Source organism: Buchnera aphidicola (Formosaphis micheliae), assembly GCF_039403185.1.
Classification (GTDB): Bacteria; Pseudomonadota; Gammaproteobacteria; order Enterobacterales; family Enterobacteriaceae; genus Buchnera_C; species Buchnera_C aphidicola_B.
This window is the reverse complement of sequence record NZ_CP135047.1, coordinates 196,766-217,939: the sequence shown is the minus strand read 5'-3', so window position 1 is coordinate 217,939 and position 21,174 is coordinate 196,766. Positions and strand designations below refer to the sequence as shown.

Annotated in this window: 13 protein-coding genes and 1 pseudogene; 8 read left to right on the top strand and 6 right to left on the bottom strand. The window is 24.1% G+C overall.

Going from position 1 to position 21,174, the window contains the following annotated elements; all coding sequences use genetic code 11:
* Window positions 1-245: 245 nt before the first annotated feature.
* The 7 genes and pseudogenes from ilvB to RJX12_RS00875 all read left to right on the top strand — a co-directional run bounded on the left by ilvB (window position 246) and on the right by RJX12_RS00875 (window position 8,656).
* Entirely contained in the window at window positions 246-1,982 is a 1,737-nt protein-coding gene (gene ilvB, locus RJX12_RS00905) for a biosynthetic-type acetolactate synthase large subunit (protein ID WP_343192334.1), read from the top strand.
* On the top strand, window positions 1,979-2,455 hold the full coding sequence (ilvN, locus tag RJX12_RS00900) for an acetolactate synthase small subunit (protein ID WP_343192333.1): 477 nt from the start codon (window positions 1,979-1,981) through the stop codon (window positions 2,453-2,455). The genes ilvB and ilvN overlap by 4 nt, the downstream gene beginning before the upstream one ends.
* A 94-nt stretch (window positions 2,456-2,549) precedes the next feature.
* Window positions 2,550-3,491, top strand: a complete 942-nt coding sequence (rsmH, locus tag RJX12_RS00895; protein ID WP_343192332.1) for a 16S rRNA (cytosine(1402)-N(4))-methyltransferase RsmH — start codon at window positions 2,550-2,552, stop codon at window positions 3,489-3,491.
* A 1,442-nt stretch (window positions 3,492-4,933) separates the two neighbouring features.
* The gene (gene ftsA / locus RJX12_RS00890; RefSeq protein ID WP_343192331.1) at window positions 4,934-6,193 is read left to right on the top strand and encodes a cell division protein FtsA; all 1,260 of its coding nucleotides are present in this window, start codon (window positions 4,934-4,936) and stop codon (window positions 6,191-6,193) included.
* A 66-nt stretch (window positions 6,194-6,259) separates the two neighbouring features.
* Window positions 6,260-7,223 (top strand): annotated as a pseudogene (gene ftsZ, locus RJX12_RS00885) (cell division protein FtsZ); the annotation flags it as partial.
* A 274-nt stretch (window positions 7,224-7,497) separates the two neighbouring features.
* Window positions 7,498-7,842: an iron-sulfur cluster insertion protein ErpA gene (erpA, locus tag RJX12_RS00880; RefSeq protein WP_343192329.1), complete on the top strand. Its 345-nt coding sequence runs from the start codon at window positions 7,498-7,500 to the stop codon at window positions 7,840-7,842.
* A 79-nt stretch (window positions 7,843-7,921) separates the two neighbouring features.
* Window positions 7,922-8,656 (top strand): 5'-methylthioadenosine/adenosylhomocysteine nucleosidase, encoded by a 735-nt coding sequence (locus RJX12_RS00875; protein WP_343192328.1) that lies wholly within the window; start codon window positions 7,922-7,924, stop codon window positions 8,654-8,656.
* Between the two features lie 247 nt (window positions 8,657-8,903).
* Here RJX12_RS00875 and lpdA read toward each other — a convergent pair whose 3' ends face one another.
* The 6 genes from lpdA to truA form a co-directional block, all read right to left on the bottom strand.
* Window positions 8,904-10,313, bottom strand: coding sequence for a dihydrolipoyl dehydrogenase (gene lpdA / locus RJX12_RS00870; protein ID WP_343192327.1), 1,410 nt, complete (start codon window positions 10,311-10,313; stop codon window positions 8,904-8,906).
* 90 nt (window positions 10,314-10,403) lie between these two features.
* On the bottom strand, window positions 10,404-11,582 hold the full coding sequence (locus RJX12_RS00865) for a 2-oxo acid dehydrogenase subunit E2 (protein ID WP_343192326.1): 1,179 nt from the start codon (window positions 11,580-11,582) through the stop codon (window positions 10,404-10,406).
* 16 nt (window positions 11,583-11,598) lie between these two features.
* Window positions 11,599-14,268: a pyruvate dehydrogenase (acetyl-transferring), homodimeric type gene (aceE, locus tag RJX12_RS00860; protein ID WP_343192325.1), complete on the bottom strand. Its 2,670-nt coding sequence runs from the start codon at window positions 14,266-14,268 to the stop codon at window positions 11,599-11,601.
* 471 nt (window positions 14,269-14,739) lie between these two features.
* Window positions 14,740-15,780, bottom strand: coding sequence for a GMP reductase (locus tag RJX12_RS00855; RefSeq protein ID WP_343192324.1), 1,041 nt, complete (start codon window positions 15,778-15,780; stop codon window positions 14,740-14,742).
* 608 nt (window positions 15,781-16,388) lie between these two features.
* On the bottom strand, window positions 16,389-18,953 hold the full coding sequence (gene secA / locus RJX12_RS00850; protein ID WP_343192323.1) for a preprotein translocase subunit SecA: 2,565 nt from the start codon (window positions 18,951-18,953) through the stop codon (window positions 16,389-16,391).
* 351 nt (window positions 18,954-19,304) lie between these two features.
* The gene (gene truA, locus RJX12_RS00845; RefSeq protein WP_343192322.1) at window positions 19,305-20,102 is read right to left on the bottom strand and encodes a tRNA pseudouridine(38-40) synthase TruA; all 798 of its coding nucleotides are present in this window, start codon (window positions 20,100-20,102) and stop codon (window positions 19,305-19,307) included.
* Window positions 20,103-20,361: 259 nt separating this feature from the next.
* On the opposite strand from truA, the gene dksA reads away from it, so the two are divergent.
* Window positions 20,362-20,817, top strand: coding sequence for an RNA polymerase-binding protein DksA (dksA, locus tag RJX12_RS00840; protein WP_343192321.1), 456 nt, complete (start codon window positions 20,362-20,364; stop codon window positions 20,815-20,817).
* The last annotated feature ends 357 nt before the right edge of the window (window positions 20,818-21,174 follow it).

Here is a 21,174-nt window from a genome sequence, read left to right as displayed (position 1 = left end):
CTACTGATATTACATTTCTTATAACGTTTTTATTTGTATAAGAAATATTATTAACACTGCACACATTGTACTTTTAAAAAAACATAATTAAAATATTATCAACATATAATTTTATTATATTACTCTGAAATGTAATATGTTAAACATGTCAAAGTTATAACATATAAAAAATATGTTAAATATGTTACTGTTTTATTATTTATAATAAACATTTTATTAAAAATTTTAAATATACTGGAGAAAAAATGAAAATTTTATCAGGATCAGAAATGGTTATTCAATCACTAATTGATCAAGGAATAAAATATATTTTTGGTTACCCAGGAGGTGCTGTTTTAGATATTTATGATGCTTTAAATACTATTGGAGGAATTAAACATATATTAGTTAGACACGAACAAGGAGCAACACATATGGCAGATGGATATGCTAGATCTACTGGAAAAATTGGAGTAGTATTAGTAACATCTGGACCTGGTGCTACAAACTCAATTACAGGAATAGCTACAGCATATATGGACTCTATACCTCTTGTAGTAATTTCAGGACAAGTCCCATCTGAATTAATTGGATATGATGCCTTTCAAGAATGTGATATGATAGGGATTTCTCGTCCTATAGTTAAACATAGTTTTCTAGTAAAAAAAACAGAACAAATCCCTGAGATTTTTAAAAAAGCATTCTGGATTGCTTCTACAGGACGTCCTGGACCCGTAGTAATAGATTTACCAAAAGATATATTAAGTTCTACCAATAAAAAACCTTATATTTGGCCAAAATCTATATCTATACGATCTTATAACCCTGACACAATATTCTCTTGTCAAACACAAAAAATAAAACAAGCTTTACACTTTTTATTAAAAGCTAAAAAACCCATTATATATGCTGGAGGTGGAATTATTAGCTCAGGTTGTCACCATGAATTACGTATATTAGCAGAAATATTAAATATTCCTGTAACTACATCCCTAATGGCATTAGGCGCTTTTCCAGGTACACATAGACAAAACTTACGTATGTTAGGTATGCATGGCACTTATGAAGCTAATATGGCTATGCATTATTCAGATATTATTTTTGCTATTGGAGTAAGATTTGATGATAGGACTACTAATAATTTAAAAAAATATTGTCCTTCCTCTCAAATAATACATATTGATATTGATCCTACATCTATATCAAAAACAGTTATTGCTAATATAGAAATTATTGGAGATGCAAAAAAAATATTAATAAAAATGTTACAAATATTACAATATGAAACAAAAAAAGTAAAATCAAGAAATTTAAATCATTGGTGGGCCCTAATTAATAATTGGAAAAATTTAAATTACTTAAAATATGATAAAAAAAGTAATATAATTAAACCACAATTAGTAATAGAAACATTATGGAAATACACTAAAGGAAAAGCTTTTGTTACATCAGATGTAGGTCAACATCAAATGTTTACTGCTTTATATTATTTATTTGACAAACCCAATCATTGGATTAATTCAGGAGGATTAGGTACTATGGGATTCGGTTTACCTGCTGCATTAGGTGTTAAATTAGCTTTACCTGAAGAAACTGTAATATGTATTACGGGTGATGGAAGTATTCAAATGAATATACAAGAACTTTCAACAGCACAACAATATAAATTATCTATTTTAATCATCAATTTAAATAATAAATCACTTGGGATGGTTAAACAATGGCAAGATATGATTTATTCTGGAAGACATTCACATTCTTATATGAAATCTTTACCTAATTTTGTTAAATTAGCTGAATCTTATGGACATATTGGTATAGAAATTAAATCCCCTCTAGAACTAAAACAAAAATTAAAATTAGCTATATCACTATTAAATAAAGGAAATTTAGTCTTTGTAGACATATCAATTGATCCTTCAGAACATGTTTATCCAATGCAAATTCGAGGAGGAGGAATGAACGAAATGTGGTTAAATAAAAATGAGAAAAATAAACTATGAAACGAATTTTATCTATTCTATTAGAAAATGAATCTGGAGCATTATCAAGAGTTGTTGGATTATTTTCACAAAGAGGTTATAATATTGAAAGTCTTACAGTAGCTCCTACAGCTGATTCTTCTTTATCTCATATAAATATACAAACTATTGGAAATGATCAAATCATCAAAAAAATAGAAAAACAATTACATAAATTAATAAATGTATTAAAAGTCATAGAAATTGGAAACATTGATCATATAGAAAGAGAAATTATGTTAATAAAAATTAATTCTACTAATAGTAATATAGAAAAAATAAAAAAACATACTGATATGTTTCAAGGACATATAATATATACCGATTCAAATATTCATATCATACAAATATCTGGCTCTAGTGATCAAACAAATACATTTTTAAATCTCATTAACAATATAACTAATATTACTGAAGTCTCTCGATCAGGTATCATAGGTATGTCAAAAATATAAAATAATACTATTAAATTTTTAATTAACAAATTATGTTGATAAAAAATATAAAAAATAAATAATTGTACATATATCTATCATAATAAGTAAAAATATGAAAAAAATTTACCCAAAACATATTCCTGTATTACTTACAGAATCTATCGCAGCTCTAAACATCAAAAAAGATGGAATATATTTCGATTGCACATTTGGAACAGGAGGTCATTCCACTCAAATATTAAAAAAAATCGGAAAATACGGCAAGCTATACGCTATAGATAGAGATCCTGAAGCTATAACTAACGCACAAAAAATTAATGATTCTCGTTTTGAAATAATTCATGGACTTTTTTCAAATATTGAAAATATAGCAAAAAATAAAAACATAGTAGGAAAAATTAATGGAATTTTATTAGATTTAGGAATGTCAGATATACAATTAAAAAACCCTCAAAGAGGTTTTTCATTTATTGAAAATGGACCTCTTGATATGAGAATGAATCAAAACATAGGAATATCAGCAGCTAATTGGTTAAAAAAAACAACAAAAAATGAAATTTATTTAATATTAAAGAAATTTGGTGAAGAAAAATTTGCCAAAAAAATTGCACAAGCTATTTATAACAAAAATAAAAAAAATCCTATTCATTACACCAAAGAACTGGTAGAAATAATTAAAAGTATTATACCAATACGTAACAAGTTTAAACATCCAGCTACAAGAACATTTCAAGCAATCAGAATTTATTTAAATCAAGAAATAGAAGAACTTAAAAAAATATTAGTACATTCTTTAAAAATTTTAACGACAGGTGGACGTCTATCAATAATTAGCTTTCACTCTTTAGAAGATCGTATCATAAAAAAATTTATAAAACATAATAGTGCACCACTATACATTCCAAAAAACTTACCTATCACAGAAAATAAACTGCATGAATTACATACAATACAATTATGCAATATTGCAAGAATATTTCCAACACAGAAAGAAATTATCAATAATAAAAAAGCACGCAGTGCAATTTTACGCGTAGCAGAAAAAATAAAATAAAAAAATTAACTTATCGATTAAATTTAATAACTTATTAAAATATCTTTTAAACAGAAATACTAGTTATATAACAACATGTATTAGTTAAATTAATGATATAATTTATTGATCACTAAAAAAATTTTTTATATTATTTAATTATGTATTTAATTAAAATTAATTAAATAAATACATCAATTAATAAATATTAATTAAATATTTTATTGAACTAAATGATAATATTGTTATAAATAAAATTATATTTTTCATTAAATGTTTTATGAATAACAAATAATATATTATATTTTGATATAAACATATAAATCATAATTAATATGAATATTATCATTATTTTTTGAACATTAAGAATACAACTACATTAAAATATAAATTGATACAAATTATCATATTAAAAAAATATAAAAATATAAAAAATAACTAATATTTATATACTCACTCCAATATTTTAACGTATACTGTATTATATAATTTATGATTTGTTAATAACATATTAAATATATTGAATAAAGAATTAACAATATTTTTTTAAAAATATATACCTTAAAAATAAAATTGCATAGTATAATATACTATTTCATAAAAATATATATTTATTAATTAATAATATTATTAATAAAAATTTTTATTTTATATTACTATATATCTTTTCTTTTAACGATGTATCATAAATAATATTTAATTATAATCATTACAATTTGACTTTAATACAAAAAATATAAAAAATATATATATATCAGTACATTTAAAATGTATTCGTAATATTTTAAAAAATTAAATATTTTATTAATATATTAATAATAGTAGTAATATATATTTATATATTGCACTTAACAACATTGTATATACTAAAATATTATTTTTAATATTAACAAATTATATATATACCAAAATATAATATTAAATATTTTAATATAACAAATAAAAAAATATGTACTACTTTTAAATATATATAATAATTCTACAATAAATTATTTAAAAATTATGTGCAATAAATTAAAAGAACAATTTACGTACTATAATAAAAAAAATAAAATCTTATTGTAATGTAGAAGATTCATTAATAACAAAACATAAATTGAATTATAACTATCTGGTTAAATTAACATATTATTTTTTTGTACAATTATTATGTAATAAAAAAATACCACTATATAGTATTATATTTTATATTAATAATATAATACAAATAATAAATTTTTATTTTCAGATGTATTATTTTAATATAATATATAAGATATGTTTTTTAAAACTAAATATGTATATTATATAAAAAGTATTTTAATATTTTAAGAATATAATAAAAAATAAAATACTATATTATTAATTTATTTTAAAAATAGTTACTATATATCAAATAGAACAATAAACTAAACTATAATAATTGCTACTTCACAATAAGAATATTATTTTTAAATTAAAAATATTTTATTCAGGCCTAAATCATGATTAATCTAACAAAAAAAAAAATAATTGTAGGATTAGATATAGGAACAACTAAAACATCTGTTTTAATCGGCGAAATTTCAGATAAAAATACAATAAACATTATAGGAATAGGATACTGTTTATCTAACGGAATAAATAAAGGTAAAATTGATAATTTAGACGATATTACACAATGTATAAAAAAATCTATTAATCAAGCTGAAAAAATGGCTAATCTACATATTACATCTGTATATCTATCTTTATCAACTACAGATATTAGTTGTCAAAACGAAATAGGAATTATTCCTCTTAATAATAATGTTGTTACAAAAGATGACATAAAACACGCTATATATATAGCAAAATCTGTAAAAATTAAAAATCAACATGATATCTTACATATTATCCCTAAAAAATACGATATTGATAAACAACGTGGAGTTATTGACCCTATTGGTTTATCTGGAAAAAGAATTCAAGCAAATGTACATTTGATTACATGTCATAAAGATGTTAAAAACAATATATTTGCAGCTTTAGAAAACTGTGGATTAAACGTAGAAAAACTTATATTTTCTGGACTATCATCTAGTACATCCGTTTTAACAACAGAAGAAAAAGAACTAGGTGTATGTATGTTAGATATTGGGGGAGGAATTATCGACATGGCAATTTACATTAATGGAGTATTAGAACATATCCATGTCATTCCTTATGCAGGAGATATTGTAACAAATGATATTGCATATGCCTTCAAAGTTTCTAAAATACATGCAGAAAAAATTAAAACGCAATATACATCTAATAAGTCTAAAATTTCATATAATAATAAAAATAATTATATATCTGCTAATATTAATTACTCAGAGAACAATAATCAAGAACAAGTAAAAAAGTTAATGTCTATTATCAAATCTAGATATATAGAATTATTAAAACTAGTCAATCATGAAATACGAAAAATACAAGAAAAACTATATCAAAAAGGAATGGATTACGAATTAAAATCAGGTATAGTACTTACAGGAGGGGCTTCAAAAATAGATTCACTAGTATCTTATGGAGAAAAGATATTTAATATGCCTGTAAGAATCGGTATACCTAACACATTAAATGGACTAGAAGCACATATTAACAATAAACTATATTATTCTACAGTAATCGGTTTATTACATTACGCCAAAGAAAACTATATACATCAGGAAGTTACAATTAACAAAAAAAAAGTAGTCGGAAAATTTTTAAACAATATAATTGGTTTTTTTAAGAAATAATTAAAAAATTATACATAATTGACTTTTTATTTTTTATTAATTTTAAAAAAATAAATGGAGATAAATATGTTTGAACCTATAGAACTAAGTAATGAAGCAATTATTAAAGTAATTGGTGTAGGTGGTGGAGGGGGTAATGCGATTGAACATATGGTACGTGAACATATTGAAGGAGTAGATTTTTTTTCAATTAATACAGATGCTCAAGCATTAAAAAAAATAGACACAAGTAAAACTATACAAATTGGAAACAATATTACTAAAGGATTAGGCGCTGGAGCCGATCCAGAAGTTGGAAGAACTGCTGCCGAAGAAGATAGAGAAAAATTAAAATCTATCATAGAAGGAGCTGATATGGTATTTATTGCTGCAGGTATGGGAGGAGGTACAGGTACTGGAGCAGCTCCTGTACTGGCTTCAGTAGCAAAAGATTTAAACGTATTAACTGTAGCTGTAGTTACAAAACCTTTCAATTTTGAAGGTAAAAAACGTATGCACTTTGCAGAAAAAGGTATTAACGATTTATCAAAATATGTAGATTCACTTATTACTATTCCCAATGACAAATTATTAAAAGTACTTAATAAAGATATTTCGTTACTAGATGCATTTAGTGCAGCAAATAATGTTTTAAAAGGAGCAGTCCAAGGTATTGCAGAATTAATTACTAAACCAGGTTTGATGAACGTTGATTTCGCAGATATTAGAACAGTGATGTCTGAAATGGGTCATGCCATGATGGGTACAGGTGTATCATCTGGAGATAATAGAGCAGAAGAAGCAGCTGAAATAGCAATTTCTAGTCCTCTTCTAGAAGATATTGATCTCTCCGGAGCTAGAGGAGTCTTAGTAAATATAACAGCTGGATTTGATATGAGATTAGATGAGTTTGAAACTGTAGGAAATACTATTCGTGCATTTTCTTCTGATAATGCCACTGTTGTAATAGGAACATCTTTAGATCCAGAAATGCAAGATTCCTTACGTGTTACTATCGTGGCCACAGGAATTGGTGCAGATAAAATAATTGACATACATAAAGTTTCTAATCAATCCGAAAAAGAAATGATGACACAAAAAAGAATAATTAAAAATAATTCATTAAATTTAGAAAAAAAAATAATTCTCAAAGAACCTAAAATAAAATACAAAAAAACATTAGATTATTTAGATATTCCAACATTTTTAAGAAATAAATCAGATTAAAAAAAGAATATTTTTTATAACAATAAAAAAATATACATCTAAAAAATAAATTAATAAAATATTATATATATATATTAAAAATACGTTTGGAATATTTAATGAAAAATATATTAATGTCACCATTACATGTTTCATCTAGTGTTGTCAAAAAAATAAAAAAAATTATGCAACACAATAAAAATCCCAATTTAAAATTAAGAATATATATTACTGGAGGTGGATGTAGTGGTTTTCAATATGGTTTTAATTTTGATGAAAAAATTAATAAAAATGATTTCATTATAGATAAACAAAATATTTCTATAATAATTGATCCAATTAGTTTGCAATATTTAATTGGAGGAAAAATAGATTATAAAGAAAATATAGAAGGATCTAAATTCATTATATCTAATCCAAATGTAAAAAACACTTGTGGCTGTGGATTATCATTTAATATGTAATTTTATATATATAAATTATACAAATATACTATCTACTTAATATTAACATATCATATTAATTTTAATAATAAAAAAAATAATGAAAATTGGTATTATTGGAGCTATGAAACAAGAAATTTCATGTCTGTTTCCAGAGATAAAAAAATGTAAAATAAATAAAATACAAAATCATATAATTTATACTGGAAGAATTCAAGGAATACAAACTATTTTATTATTATCTGGAATTGGAAAAGTTTCCGCTAGCATGGTAACTACCTTAATATTAATTAATTACCAACCAGATATTATAATTAATATTGGTTCTGCTGGTAGTTTAAATCCTTTATTAAAAATAAATGATATCATCATACCTAATAAAATTTGTTATCATGATGTTGACGTATGTACTTTTAAATATTCAATTGGACAAATACCTCATTATCCAATAGTTTTTTTTCCAAATTTTAGATTACTTGCCATTGCTAAAATATGTTTAAAAGCATTATATTACCCATTTAAAGAAGGTTTGATGTTAACAGGAGATTCTTTTGTTAGTAATAAAAACCAATTTACATCTATTTTAAAAAATTTTCCGGAAGCAATGGCTATTGAAATGGAATCTACAGCAATAGCACAAGTTTGTTATAAATTTAATACACCTTTCTTAATAATACGTGCTATTTCTGATTTATCAGATAATAATTCAAATACATATTTCAAAAAAAATATTAAAAATATTAGTAATTGTCTTGCTCAAATTATTATAAATATATTAAAAAAAATATATTTTTTATTAAAAAAAAATGTCCGTATTTGTTATAAAAAAAACTAAAATAATTTATACATATATATGTTTACTAAAAATAAAAATTAATACTCTTATTACTAATCATACAGATAATATAAATTATTTCAAAATTATTTTATTACATAAAAAATAAATATTCATATTAATAAAAACTTTTAATATTCATCATTTGATAAAAATTATTGGAAATAGAGAGATTTATATTCATATCAATGATTCTTCTCTATTTCCTTATATTGATAAAAAAATTATACAAAAAAAATATATTATTTTATTTTGTATTAATTAAGTCGGTAATAGTACCTGTAAATATTTCTGCTGCTAAACCAATAGACTCATTTAAGGTAGGATGAGCATGTATTGTTAAAGAAATATCTTCAGCATCACAACCCATTTCAATAGCTAAACTAATTTCCGATAATAATTCACTAGCGTTACTTCCTACAATTTCACCACCAATAATTCTATTGGAATCAAGACTAAATATTAATTTAGTTAATCCTATCGTTGAATGAGATGTTAACGCTCTACCAGAAGCTGACCAAGGAAATTTAGCAATTTTATAATTTAAATTATTTTTTTTAGCTTCCATTTCAGTTATACCTACCCAAGCAATTTCAGGGTCAGTATAAGCAACACAAGGAATTACTTTTGGAGAAAAAAAATGATTTTTTCCAGAAATGACTTCTGCAGCAATATGTCCTTCATGTATACCTTTATGTGCCAACATAGGTGAACCCACTACATCACCAATAGCATATACGTTTGGTATATTAGTTCGCAATTGTTGATTAACTTGAATACAACCGAACTGATTAATCTTAATCCCTATCTTATCTATATTTAAATCATCAAAATTTGCCTGACGACCAATGGCAATTAATACTACATCATAATCAACTATTTTATATGGTTTATGATTATTCTCTATATTAACTGATATTCCAGTTTTATGTGGTACTACTTTAGAAACACATGAATTTAAAATTATTTCAAATCTCCCGCTAATTGATTTCATAAATATATCAATTATATCTTGATCTATCATAGGTAAAAGTTTTACACCCGACTCTATCACATCTACTTTAGAACCTAAAGCACTATAAATCGTGGCCATTTCTAAACCAATAATCCCTCCACCTACTACTAATAGTTTTTTTGGTATTTCTCGTAATTCCAATGCACTACTAGAGTTCCATATACGATGATCATAACATGTAACCACATCTGACAATTCACGAGCATATGAACCAGTGGCTATAATCACATGATCAAAAGATATCACAATATTCTCTTTATTTGATTCTATTAATATTGACGTAGTACTTAAAAATTTAGCTTTACCAAAAAATACTTTAATATTTCTTTGTTTAACCAAATTCATTAAACCAAAATTAAGATCATTAACAATATTATCTTTCCATTTACATATTTTTTTTATATTTATAACAGGTTGATTAAATTCAATACCAGATGATGACAATTTACGTGCATCCATAATTACTTTTGCTATATGTAATAATGACTTCGAAGGAATGCATCCCACATTTAAACAAACACCCCCTAATTTATTACTATGAGCTTCTATTAATGTTGTCTGTAAACCTAAATCTGCGCAACGAAAAGCAGCAGAATATCCAGCTGGTCCTGCTCCAATTATTACTACTTGAGTATGATACATTATTTTTCCATTATTTTTTTATTATAGTTAATATAATATGTATTAACATAAAAATTATTATTTACTGTAAAATATAAATAATAAAAACTATTAATTCATAACTATTAAACGGATATCTAAAAGTAACTCACTTATAATTTTTAAAAAAGAAACAGCATAAACTCCATCAACCACCCTATGATCGTAAGACAGTGACATAGGTAATATTAATCTAGGAATAAATTCTTTTCCATTCCATATAGGTTTTACACAAGCTCTAGATATTCCTAAAATACCTACCTCAAACATATTAATAATAGGAGTAAAACCACATCCTCCAATACATCCTAAATTAGATATAGTAAAACCAGCTCCTTGCATATCTAATAAACTAATTGTGCCTTTTTTAACCTGGTTAGATAAACAATTTAATTCTTTTGAAATATCAGATATATTTTTACTATCTAAATTTTTTAATACTGGTACTAATACTCCTTTAGATGAATCTACAGCAACACCTATATTAACATCTGATTTTAAAATCAATTGTTTTTTATCATTAGACAAAGTACTATTAAATTTAGGAAATTTTTTTAATGCATATGATACAATCTTAATAATAAAAATTAATATTGTTATATTAATACCATTATTTTTATATTTCATATTATAATTTTTTCGAAATTCTTCTAATTCTGTAATATCTGATTCATAAAATTGAGTAACATGTGGTATTTGTTTCCAACTTTTAGATAAATTTTTTCCAGATATAATTTGAATATGACTTAACTCCATATATTTATTATTAGTATTATCCATAGAAACTGTATCACTCAGCGGAATAGATATGTTTGTTTTTACATCAGCTGACATATCTTTCAACATAAATTCATTTTTTATATAATTTTGTAAATCTTCTTTTAAAATTCTTTTTTTTGGACCTGTTCCTATAATGTCTTTTAAGTTAATTTTTTTTTCTCTAGCTAAACGTCTAATTAATGGACTGGCATGAATATCATTTAAATTAATATCCGTTTCTTCTTTTACTAATACATGATCATTAATTTCAAAAATCATTATCAATGTACCAGTACTAATTTTACTTCCTAATTTTATCTTTATATCCTTAACAATTCCATCTGTTGGAGCAGGTACTTCCATAGAAGATTTTTGTCCTTCAATCACAATTAATCCATCTTCTTTTTTTACTTTTTCTCCTATTTTCACTAAAATTTCAGTTACTTCTACTGTATCTGGACCAATATCAGGAACTTTAATTTCAATATTCACTCATTCCTCCAATATATTATGCCAAACGTGGATTAATTCTATTAGTTTTAACATTATATTTACTAATTGCATCAGCAACAACCTGTTTATTAATTTGACCCAATTTAGATAATTCACCTAAAGATGCCACTACTATATGATATTCATCAATTTCAAAATAATTACGTAATTTTTCTCTACTATCAGAACGACCAAAACCATCTGTACCCAATACTTTATATGTAATAGATGGTACATATGCACGAACTTGTTCCGCAAATAATTTCATATAATCAGTTGCTGCTATAGCAGGATATTTATTCATCACTTTTGTAATATAAGGAATTTTATATATCTTAGAAGTTGGATGTAACATATGCCATCTATCACAATCTTGTCCATCACGTGCAAGTTCTGTAAAAGAAGTGACACTATATATATCCGATCCAATTCCGTAATCATCTAATAAAATTTTAGAAGCCATACATATGTTTCTTAATATAGCTCCAGAACCCAGCAACTGAATATGAATTTTAGTGCTTCCAACAATAGTTTTTAATTTATAAATTCCTTTACAAATACCTTTTTCTACACCTACAGGCATAGTTGGCATAGAATAATTTTCATTTAAAGTTGTAATGTAATAATATATATTTTCTTGTTTAGGCCCATACATACGCTGCAAACCATCACATATAATCACAGCTATTTCATAAGCATATGTTGGATCGTACGAAATACAATTAGGAATAGTTAATGATTGAATATGACTATGACCATCTTCATGTTGTAATCCCTCTCCGTTCAATGTAGTTCTACCTGAAGTTCCTCCAATTAAAAAACCTCTAGCCTGTTGATCACCTGCAGCCCAAAACAAATCACCTATTCTTTGAAAACCAAAAATAGAATAATAAATATAAAACGGAATCATAGGAAAATTATTTGTACTATAAGAAGTTGCAGCAGACAACCAAGAAGATGCTGCTCCTAATTCATTAATACCTTCTTGTAATATTTGACCTTTTTTGTCCTCTCGATAATAAGCTAATTGATCTCTATCTTGAGGTGTGTATTTTTGTCCTTCTAAACTATAAATACCTATTGTACGAAATAAACCTTCCATACCAAATGTACGAGCTTCATCTGCTATAATGGGAACTATACGTTCTTTAATAGATTTTTTTTTTAACATAATATTAAGGATTCGTACAAAAGCAATAGTAGTGGAAATATCTTTTTTTTGTTCTTGTAATAATGATTGAAAATCATTTAAAGTAGGTAATACTAAATCTTCCGTAAAAGTAGGAAATCGAACGGGCAAATAACCTCCTAAACTTTTTCGTCTATCATGAAGATAATGATACTCAGGATCATTTTTACAAAATGTTACATAAGGTAAACTTTCTAACTCATTGTCTTTTACTGGAATATTAAATTTATTTCGAATATATGAAATACCTTCTATGTCCATTTTTTTTATTTGATGAGCAATATTCTTTCCTTCTGCTATAGATCCTAAACCATATCCTTTAATTGTATGCGCTAAAATAACAACAGGTTTTTCTTTAGTTTCTTGAGCTTTTTTAAAAGCAGCGTATATTTTTTTTATATCATGACCTCCCCTATTTAATTCCCAAATTTGTGCATCTGTCATAGATTGTACTAATTTCATAGTTTCTCTATATTTACCAAAAAAATGTTCTCTTACATACGCTCCATTCTTTGATTTAAAAGTCTGATAATCCCCATCTAAAGTTTCATTCATTAATTTAATTAATTTACCACTTGCATCTTTTTTCAATAACTTATCCCAAGCACTACCCCAAATAACTTTAATAACTTTCCAACCTGCTCCACGAAAAATACTTTCTAATTCATTAATAATTTTTCCATTTCCTATTACTGGACCATCTAATCTTTGCAAATTACAATTAATTACAAAAATCAAATTATCTAATTTTTCTCGTGATGCTATAGAAATACCTCCTTTAGATTCTGGTTCATCCATTTCTCCATCTCCTAAAAAAGCATACACCGTTTGATGAGATGTATCTTTTAATCCTCTATTATGTAAATATTTTAAAAATTTAGCTTGATATATAGCACAAAAAGGACCTAATCCCATAGACACAGTAGGAAATTGCCAAAAATTTGGCATTAATTTGGGATGTGGATATGAAGGCAAACCCTTACCATCTACCTCCTGTCTAAAATTATCTATTTGTTCTTTAAGTAATCTTCCTTCAATAAAAGCGCGAGAATATATACCTGGTGTAATATGCCCTTGAAAATATACTAAATCTCCTCCATCATATTTATTATGTGCCTTAAAAAAATGATTAAAACAAACTTCATATAATGCTGCCGATGATTGAAACGAAGATAAATGACCACCTAGATCCAATTTTTTTTTCGAAGCACGTAATACCATCATAATTGCATTCCAACACACAAAAGACAAAATACGTTCTTCTAAAATTAAATTACCGGGATAAACTGGCTCATCTTCGATAGGAATAGTATTAATATAGTCATTTACAAAATGTTTTTCAAAAAAATTGATATCGTATTTTTTTGCTCTATTAAGAAGACAATTAATTAAATATTTTGCCCTATTTACACCTTCTTTCTTTATTACTGACTCAAGTGACTCAATCCAATCATGAGTTTCAATAGGATCTTCATCCTTAATGAAATTTTTTGACATACACATTATTCCTTACTTTTATATTAATACCATTAATATATTATAAAAAAAAATGATATACATATATATTCATTAAAATTAACTGAATTAAATTTAACTAATCGTGTGTTTTTTATTTATAAAATTTTAACCATATTATTAATTATATATAAACATACATAAAAAAATATCAACTTTATATTTTAAAATTAATTAACTAAATTAATTTATATTAAACAAAAAATGTTTATGCAGCTAAAATAATTAATGTAATATATAATTAAGAAAGGTAAAAACAAAGAAAATCTATAAAAATTAAAATAAATCATATCAATTTATTCATTTATTACCTAAAACATATAAATACATTGAATTAATATATATAAAAAAATATTTCTTTAGTTTTATAATAATTGTTTTCATAATATAAATATTTTTTATTTAAAAATATATTTTTGTACATATAATTATAGATTCATTAATAAAATATAATTAATTATTAAAAATATGATTCTCTTGTTCAGATACACGTATAAACGTAGTTCTTTTTGTTAATTCTTTCAAACTTTCTGCTCCTACATAAGTACAAGAAGATCGTAATCCTCCTAAAATATCTCGTATAGAGACACTTACTGAACCACGGTATAATATTTTTACAGTTTTTCCCTCTACAGATCTATAGTCCGCTACTCTTCCTATATAACGATTCATTGCAGATGATGAACTCATACCATAAAATAACATAATTTTTTTTTCATTTTCTTTAATAATTTTACCTTCACATTCCATGTGACCAGCCAACATACCACCAAGCATTACAAAATCAGCACCTCCCCCAAAAGCTTTTGCAATATCTCCTGAAAAAATACATCCCCCGTCACTAATAATCCTACCTCCTAATCCATGAGCTGCATCAGAACATTCTATAATAGCTGATAATTGTGGATAACCTATTCCAGTTTTAAGTCGAGTAGTACATACAGAACCTGGACCAATACCTACTTTTACAATGTCAGCGCCCGATAAAATTAATTCTTCAACCATTTCTCCTGTGACTACATTACCTGCGCAAATTGTTTTATCTGGAAAAAAATCACGAATTTTTTTTAAAAAATAAATAAAATGTTCAGAATAACCATTAGCAACATCTATACAAATATACTGTAAATCTAATGATAACGAAAAAATTTCTTTAATTTTTATAAAATCTACATCAGAAATACCTGTAGATACTATAACATATTTCAACATTTGCTTTGATACACTATTAATAAAATTATCCCATTCAACAATAGAATAATATTTATGCACTGCTGTTAATATGTTAAAATTAGATAATGACTTAACCATAGAAAAAGTACCTATAGTATCCATATTAGCAGCAATAATAGGTATTCCAGACCATATTTGTTTGGAATGTTTAAAAACAAATTTTCTCTCCAAATCTACTTGTGATCTACTCGTTAAAGTGGATCGTTTAGGACGAATCAGAACATCTTTAAATCCCAATTTTATATCTTCTTCAATACGCATTATATAAATTATTCCTAATTTCATAAAAATAAAATTAATTTGTTGATTAATAACTATTAAAATAATTAATTAAAATCATAATAATTTAATAAATATATAGATCATAACATATAATATTAAGTACTATTTAAACAATTTCATTAATACAAATAAATAAAAAAATATATTTAAATTATATAACTTATTACATTATCAATGTTATCTGTAAAATACTTATAACTAAAAAATGATTACTCCATTATTATAATGTAGAAAAATAATCACTATCCTAATAATTTAAAAACTAAAAAAAATTCTTTTTATACAATATAGATTCTAATAATACCGATACATAAAATAAATATTTAATATATTTAACAATTTTTAAAACATATATTAAATAAGTACATTGACATATTTTTTAAAAAAGATTTTTTATCTTATAAACATTTATACTAATGAAAATTCATTTAAATTAATAAATTTATTTCTTATATACCTATATTATAATGTTTATTATTTAAAAAAATCTATATTTTATCATCTACTAAATATATCTCTATACACAGTTTATTACACTTAATATATATAAAAAAATTACTACATATAAAAAAATTCAAATAAATATATTATATAACCTGTTGCCAATTTTTAAAATTATACAAACTATCTCCGGTTGTATTTTCTTTACTTAATTTATTTATATTTAAACTACTTAAAATAACAGATACTTCATATTTTAAATACGCCAACATAGAAGAAAATAAATTAAAAGCTTCTTTTTTATATTCTTGACGGGGATCTTTTCTCGCATAACTTCTTAAGTGAATGCCTTGTCTTAAATTATCCATCATTAACAAATGTTCCTGCCAAAACAAATCTAAAGTATGTAACATAACTGATCTCTCTAATTTTCTCATATTATCAAATCCAATTAAATTTTCTTTTTTAGAATAATTTAATCTTATTTGTTTAATAATCAAATCGTTAATTTTATTACTGTACAAAACATCTTTATTAAATAGATATCTTGAATACACTAATTTAACATTAAAATCCCTATTAATATGCTTTTCTAAATCTAATAAATAACAATTTTTTTTAAAATTTTTATTAAATTTATAAGAATCAATAATAACATTTAAAATATCTTTTAAAATATATTTAATAGTTGAACTAATATCTATTGTATTTATTATGGTATTTCTCTCAATAAAAATAACACGACGCTGTTCGTTAATTACATCATCATACTCTAAAAGTTGTCTACGAATATCAAAATTATAATTTTCAATTTTTTTTTGAGCGTGAGCTATACTTTTAGTAATAAAAGGATGCGTAATTTCTGTACCTGGTTTAATATTAAATTTTTTTATCATTGATAAAATACGATCTGAAAGAAACATTTTCATTAAAGAATCTTCCATAGATAAATAAAAACGTGAAGAACCGAGATCTCCTTGTCGACCTGATCTACCTCTTAATTGATTATCAATTCTTCTAGATTCATGCCGTTCTGTTCCAATTACATGTAAACCACCTACAGATAATACAGTTTTATGCTTTTTAATCCATCTTTTTTTTAAAACGTGAAACTGATTGCTATCTACATTAAAATTATTATATACTTTATCATCTATACTTCCACCTAAAACTATATCTGTTCCTCTTCCTGCCATGTTTGTAGCTATAGTAACTGCCCCTAATTTTCCTGCTTCAGATATAATTTTAGCTTCTTTTTCATGAAACTTAGCGTTTAAAACATTATGTTTTATATTTAATTGTGTTAATTTCTTAGAAATTACTTCTGATTTTTCAATAGATGCAGTTCCTACTAAAATAGGTTGTTTTTTTAAAACACATTTCTTGATATCATTTACAACAGAATTTATCTTTTCTTTTTCTGTCATAAAAACAACATCAGATAAATCTTTTCTTACCATAGGACAATTAGTTGGTATAACGATAGTGTCTAAATTATATATCGATCTAAATTCGAAAGATTCAGTTATTGCTGTACCTGTCATACCTGATATTTTTTTATATAATCGAAAATAATTTTGAAATGTAATAGATGCTAATGTTTGATTCTCATTATTAATATCTACTCCCTCTTTAGCTTCAATAGCTTGATGTAAACCATCTGACAAACGTCTACCATACATAATTCTTCCAGTATGTTCATCTATTAACAATACTTTTCTATCTTTTACAATGTAATCAACATCTTTATGAAATAAAATATTAGCTCGTAAAGCAACAATAAAATGATTCATTAACGCTATATTATTTACTGAATATAATGAATTACTGTCATTAATAATTTTATAATGTACTAATAAATTCTCTATTTTTATCAATCCTTTTTCAGTGAAAAAAACTTGTTTTTGTTTTCTATCAATATAATAATCTCCATTTCCACTAATATTATTAATATCAGTTGTATCTTGTAATATGAATTGAGAAATAATAGAATTAATTTTCATATACACAATTGAATTATCTTCAGAAGGACCAGAAATAATCAATGGAGTACGAGCTTCATCAATTAATATAGAATCTACTTCATCAATTAAAGCATAATATAAACTTCTTTGAACTTTATCAGAGCTATTAAAAACCATATTATCTCGAAGATAATCAAATCCATATTCATTATTTGTACCATATGTTATATCAGATAAATACGATTTTCTTTTCAATACAATTGACATACCTGATATATTAATTCCAACTGTAAGCCCTAAAAAATTAAATAAAGGTTTATTTTTTTTAGCATCACGTTCAGCTAAATAATCATTCATAGTTACTATATGAACACCTTTTCCTTTTAAAGCATGTAAATAAGAAGGTAAAGTTGCTGTTAAAGTTTTTCCTTCTCCTGTTCGCATTTCTGCAATGCATCGTTTGTTTAATACTATCCCTCCTAAAATCTGCACATCAAAATGACGCATACCAAAAACACGTTTACTCGCTTCTCTTACCGTAGCAAACGCCTGTGGTAACAAATCATCTAATCTATATCCTTTATTTAATAATATTTTAAATTTTTCAGTTTGTTTTTTTAAAACTACATCAGACATTTTTTGAAAATTAGATTCCATCTCATTAATTTTATCAACAATTTTTTGCATATATTTTAACTTGCGATTACTGTCAGTATTAAATATTTGAGATAACATTTTTATTAACATATAAATATTCTCATAAAATACATCCTATACCTAAATATATATTCAAGAATATATTGTTTTATATTCACCAATAACATCCAATTTTATATAATATATTTTTTCTGCAATAACAGTTTACAAAATAAAGTCACATAATCAAACTAATAAAAAAATATAAACTTATATTAATCTATTTTATAAAATATAATCATTCAAAAAATATAATAAAAAATCAACAACAAATATTTATAGATATTAATTTATATATTTTTATATATAAATATTGTTAATATTTATACTTATATATTAGAAAAAATAATTAATTTAACATTAAAAACAAAATATTTTATTTTTTCATAATAAAAAATCATTTTAATTACATAAATTTTGACAAAAAATAGGTCCTACAGATGCCTTAGGTAAATCAAAACAAATTGGATAGTCTATAGATACTAAATATAAACCTTCGGCTTTAACAGTAGTGTAATTTATTTTATTTCTATCTTTTGTGTTTAATACCATTAATATCCATTCAATTTTCTTTCTATTTCTTCCAACTTCCAGCAAACAACCTACTATGTTTCTAACCATATGGTATAAAAATGAATTTGCTGTAATTTCAATTATTATATAATTATTAAAACGAAACACTATTAAATTCATAACTTTACGATAAGGAGTACTCGATTGACATGTAGCACCTCTAAATGATGTAAAATCATGTTCACCTATTAAATATTGACCTGCTTGATGCATATTTTTAACATTTAATTCTTCATAAACATGAAATAATTGATTATTTAAAATTGACGACCGAAATTTATAATTATAAATTATATAACGATATGTTCTTGACAATGCACTGTAACGTGCATTAAACTCTTCAGGAACTTTTTTAACCCACAAAATAGAAATATCCTTGGGTAAATAATTATTTACACCTACAGTCCAAGCATAATCTGAACGAATTACACTTGTTTCAAAATGCACTACTTGAAAAGTACTATGAACACCAGCATCTGTTCTTCCAGCACATACAGTTGTAATATTATGATTTGCTATACGTGAAATAGATTTCTCTAATTCTTCTTGTACACTACTGTATTTTTTTTGATATTGCCATCCATGATATTTACTGCCGTTATATTCAACACCTAATGCAAATTTCATATTTTTATCTCTCTATTAAATAAAAATATACATATAATTTATGAAGTTCAATACTATAAACAATATGCAACTTATTACTTATTAAATATTTTGCATTTTATAATAAATGTAAAATTTTTACATAATATTATTTTTTAAAACATTTATAAAAACGAAAAAAAATTATATATATCACAAATATATTTTTAGTATAAAATACTATCATATGTTAAATAAATTAAAAAAATTGTAATAAAAAAATATATATAGGAAAAAAAATATGAAAAAAATAAATAAAAGAAAAACATCTTCTTTAAGTATTCTTACTATAGCAGGAGTATTACCTTATCAAGAAAAAAATGATGAAAAATATATGAATATATATCAAATAAATCATTTTAAAAAAATACTTGAAGCATGGAAAAATCAATTAGAAAATGATACTAATTATTCCAATACTTATATGACAGATAAAGCAAGTAATTTTCCAGATCCAATTGATAGAGCTGTACAAGAAGAAGAATTTAGCATAGAACTTCGTAATCGAGCACGAGAAATTAAATTAATAAAAAAAATAAAACAAACTTTAAAAAAAATAGATAATCAAAACTTTGGATATTGTGAATCCTGTAATATTGAAATAGGTATACGTAGATTAGAGGCCAGACCAACAGCTAATCTTTGTATAGATTGCAAAACACTAGAAGAAATTCGTAAAAAACAAATGTCTAATTAACGATTTATTACATATAAAATTTCCACTAGTGAAATGGGAAATATATCCTATTTCACTAATAAACATTGTATTTTTATCATGAGATTAAATTTAGTTTATTCTATATATATATTTACTGGATATTATTATATTAATTTCAAGTAATATTGTATAACCACACAGTATTAATATACTATGATACTATCACTTATAATATAATTCTATTAATAATTATTAAACAAATAAAAAAATAGATAATAAATAAATTATTATTAAAAGATATATAATTTTAATATAGAAAAATTACAATATATTTTTTATATACTACTATATTATACTGTATAGGTACCAATTAATTATTATCTTATCTTATTACAT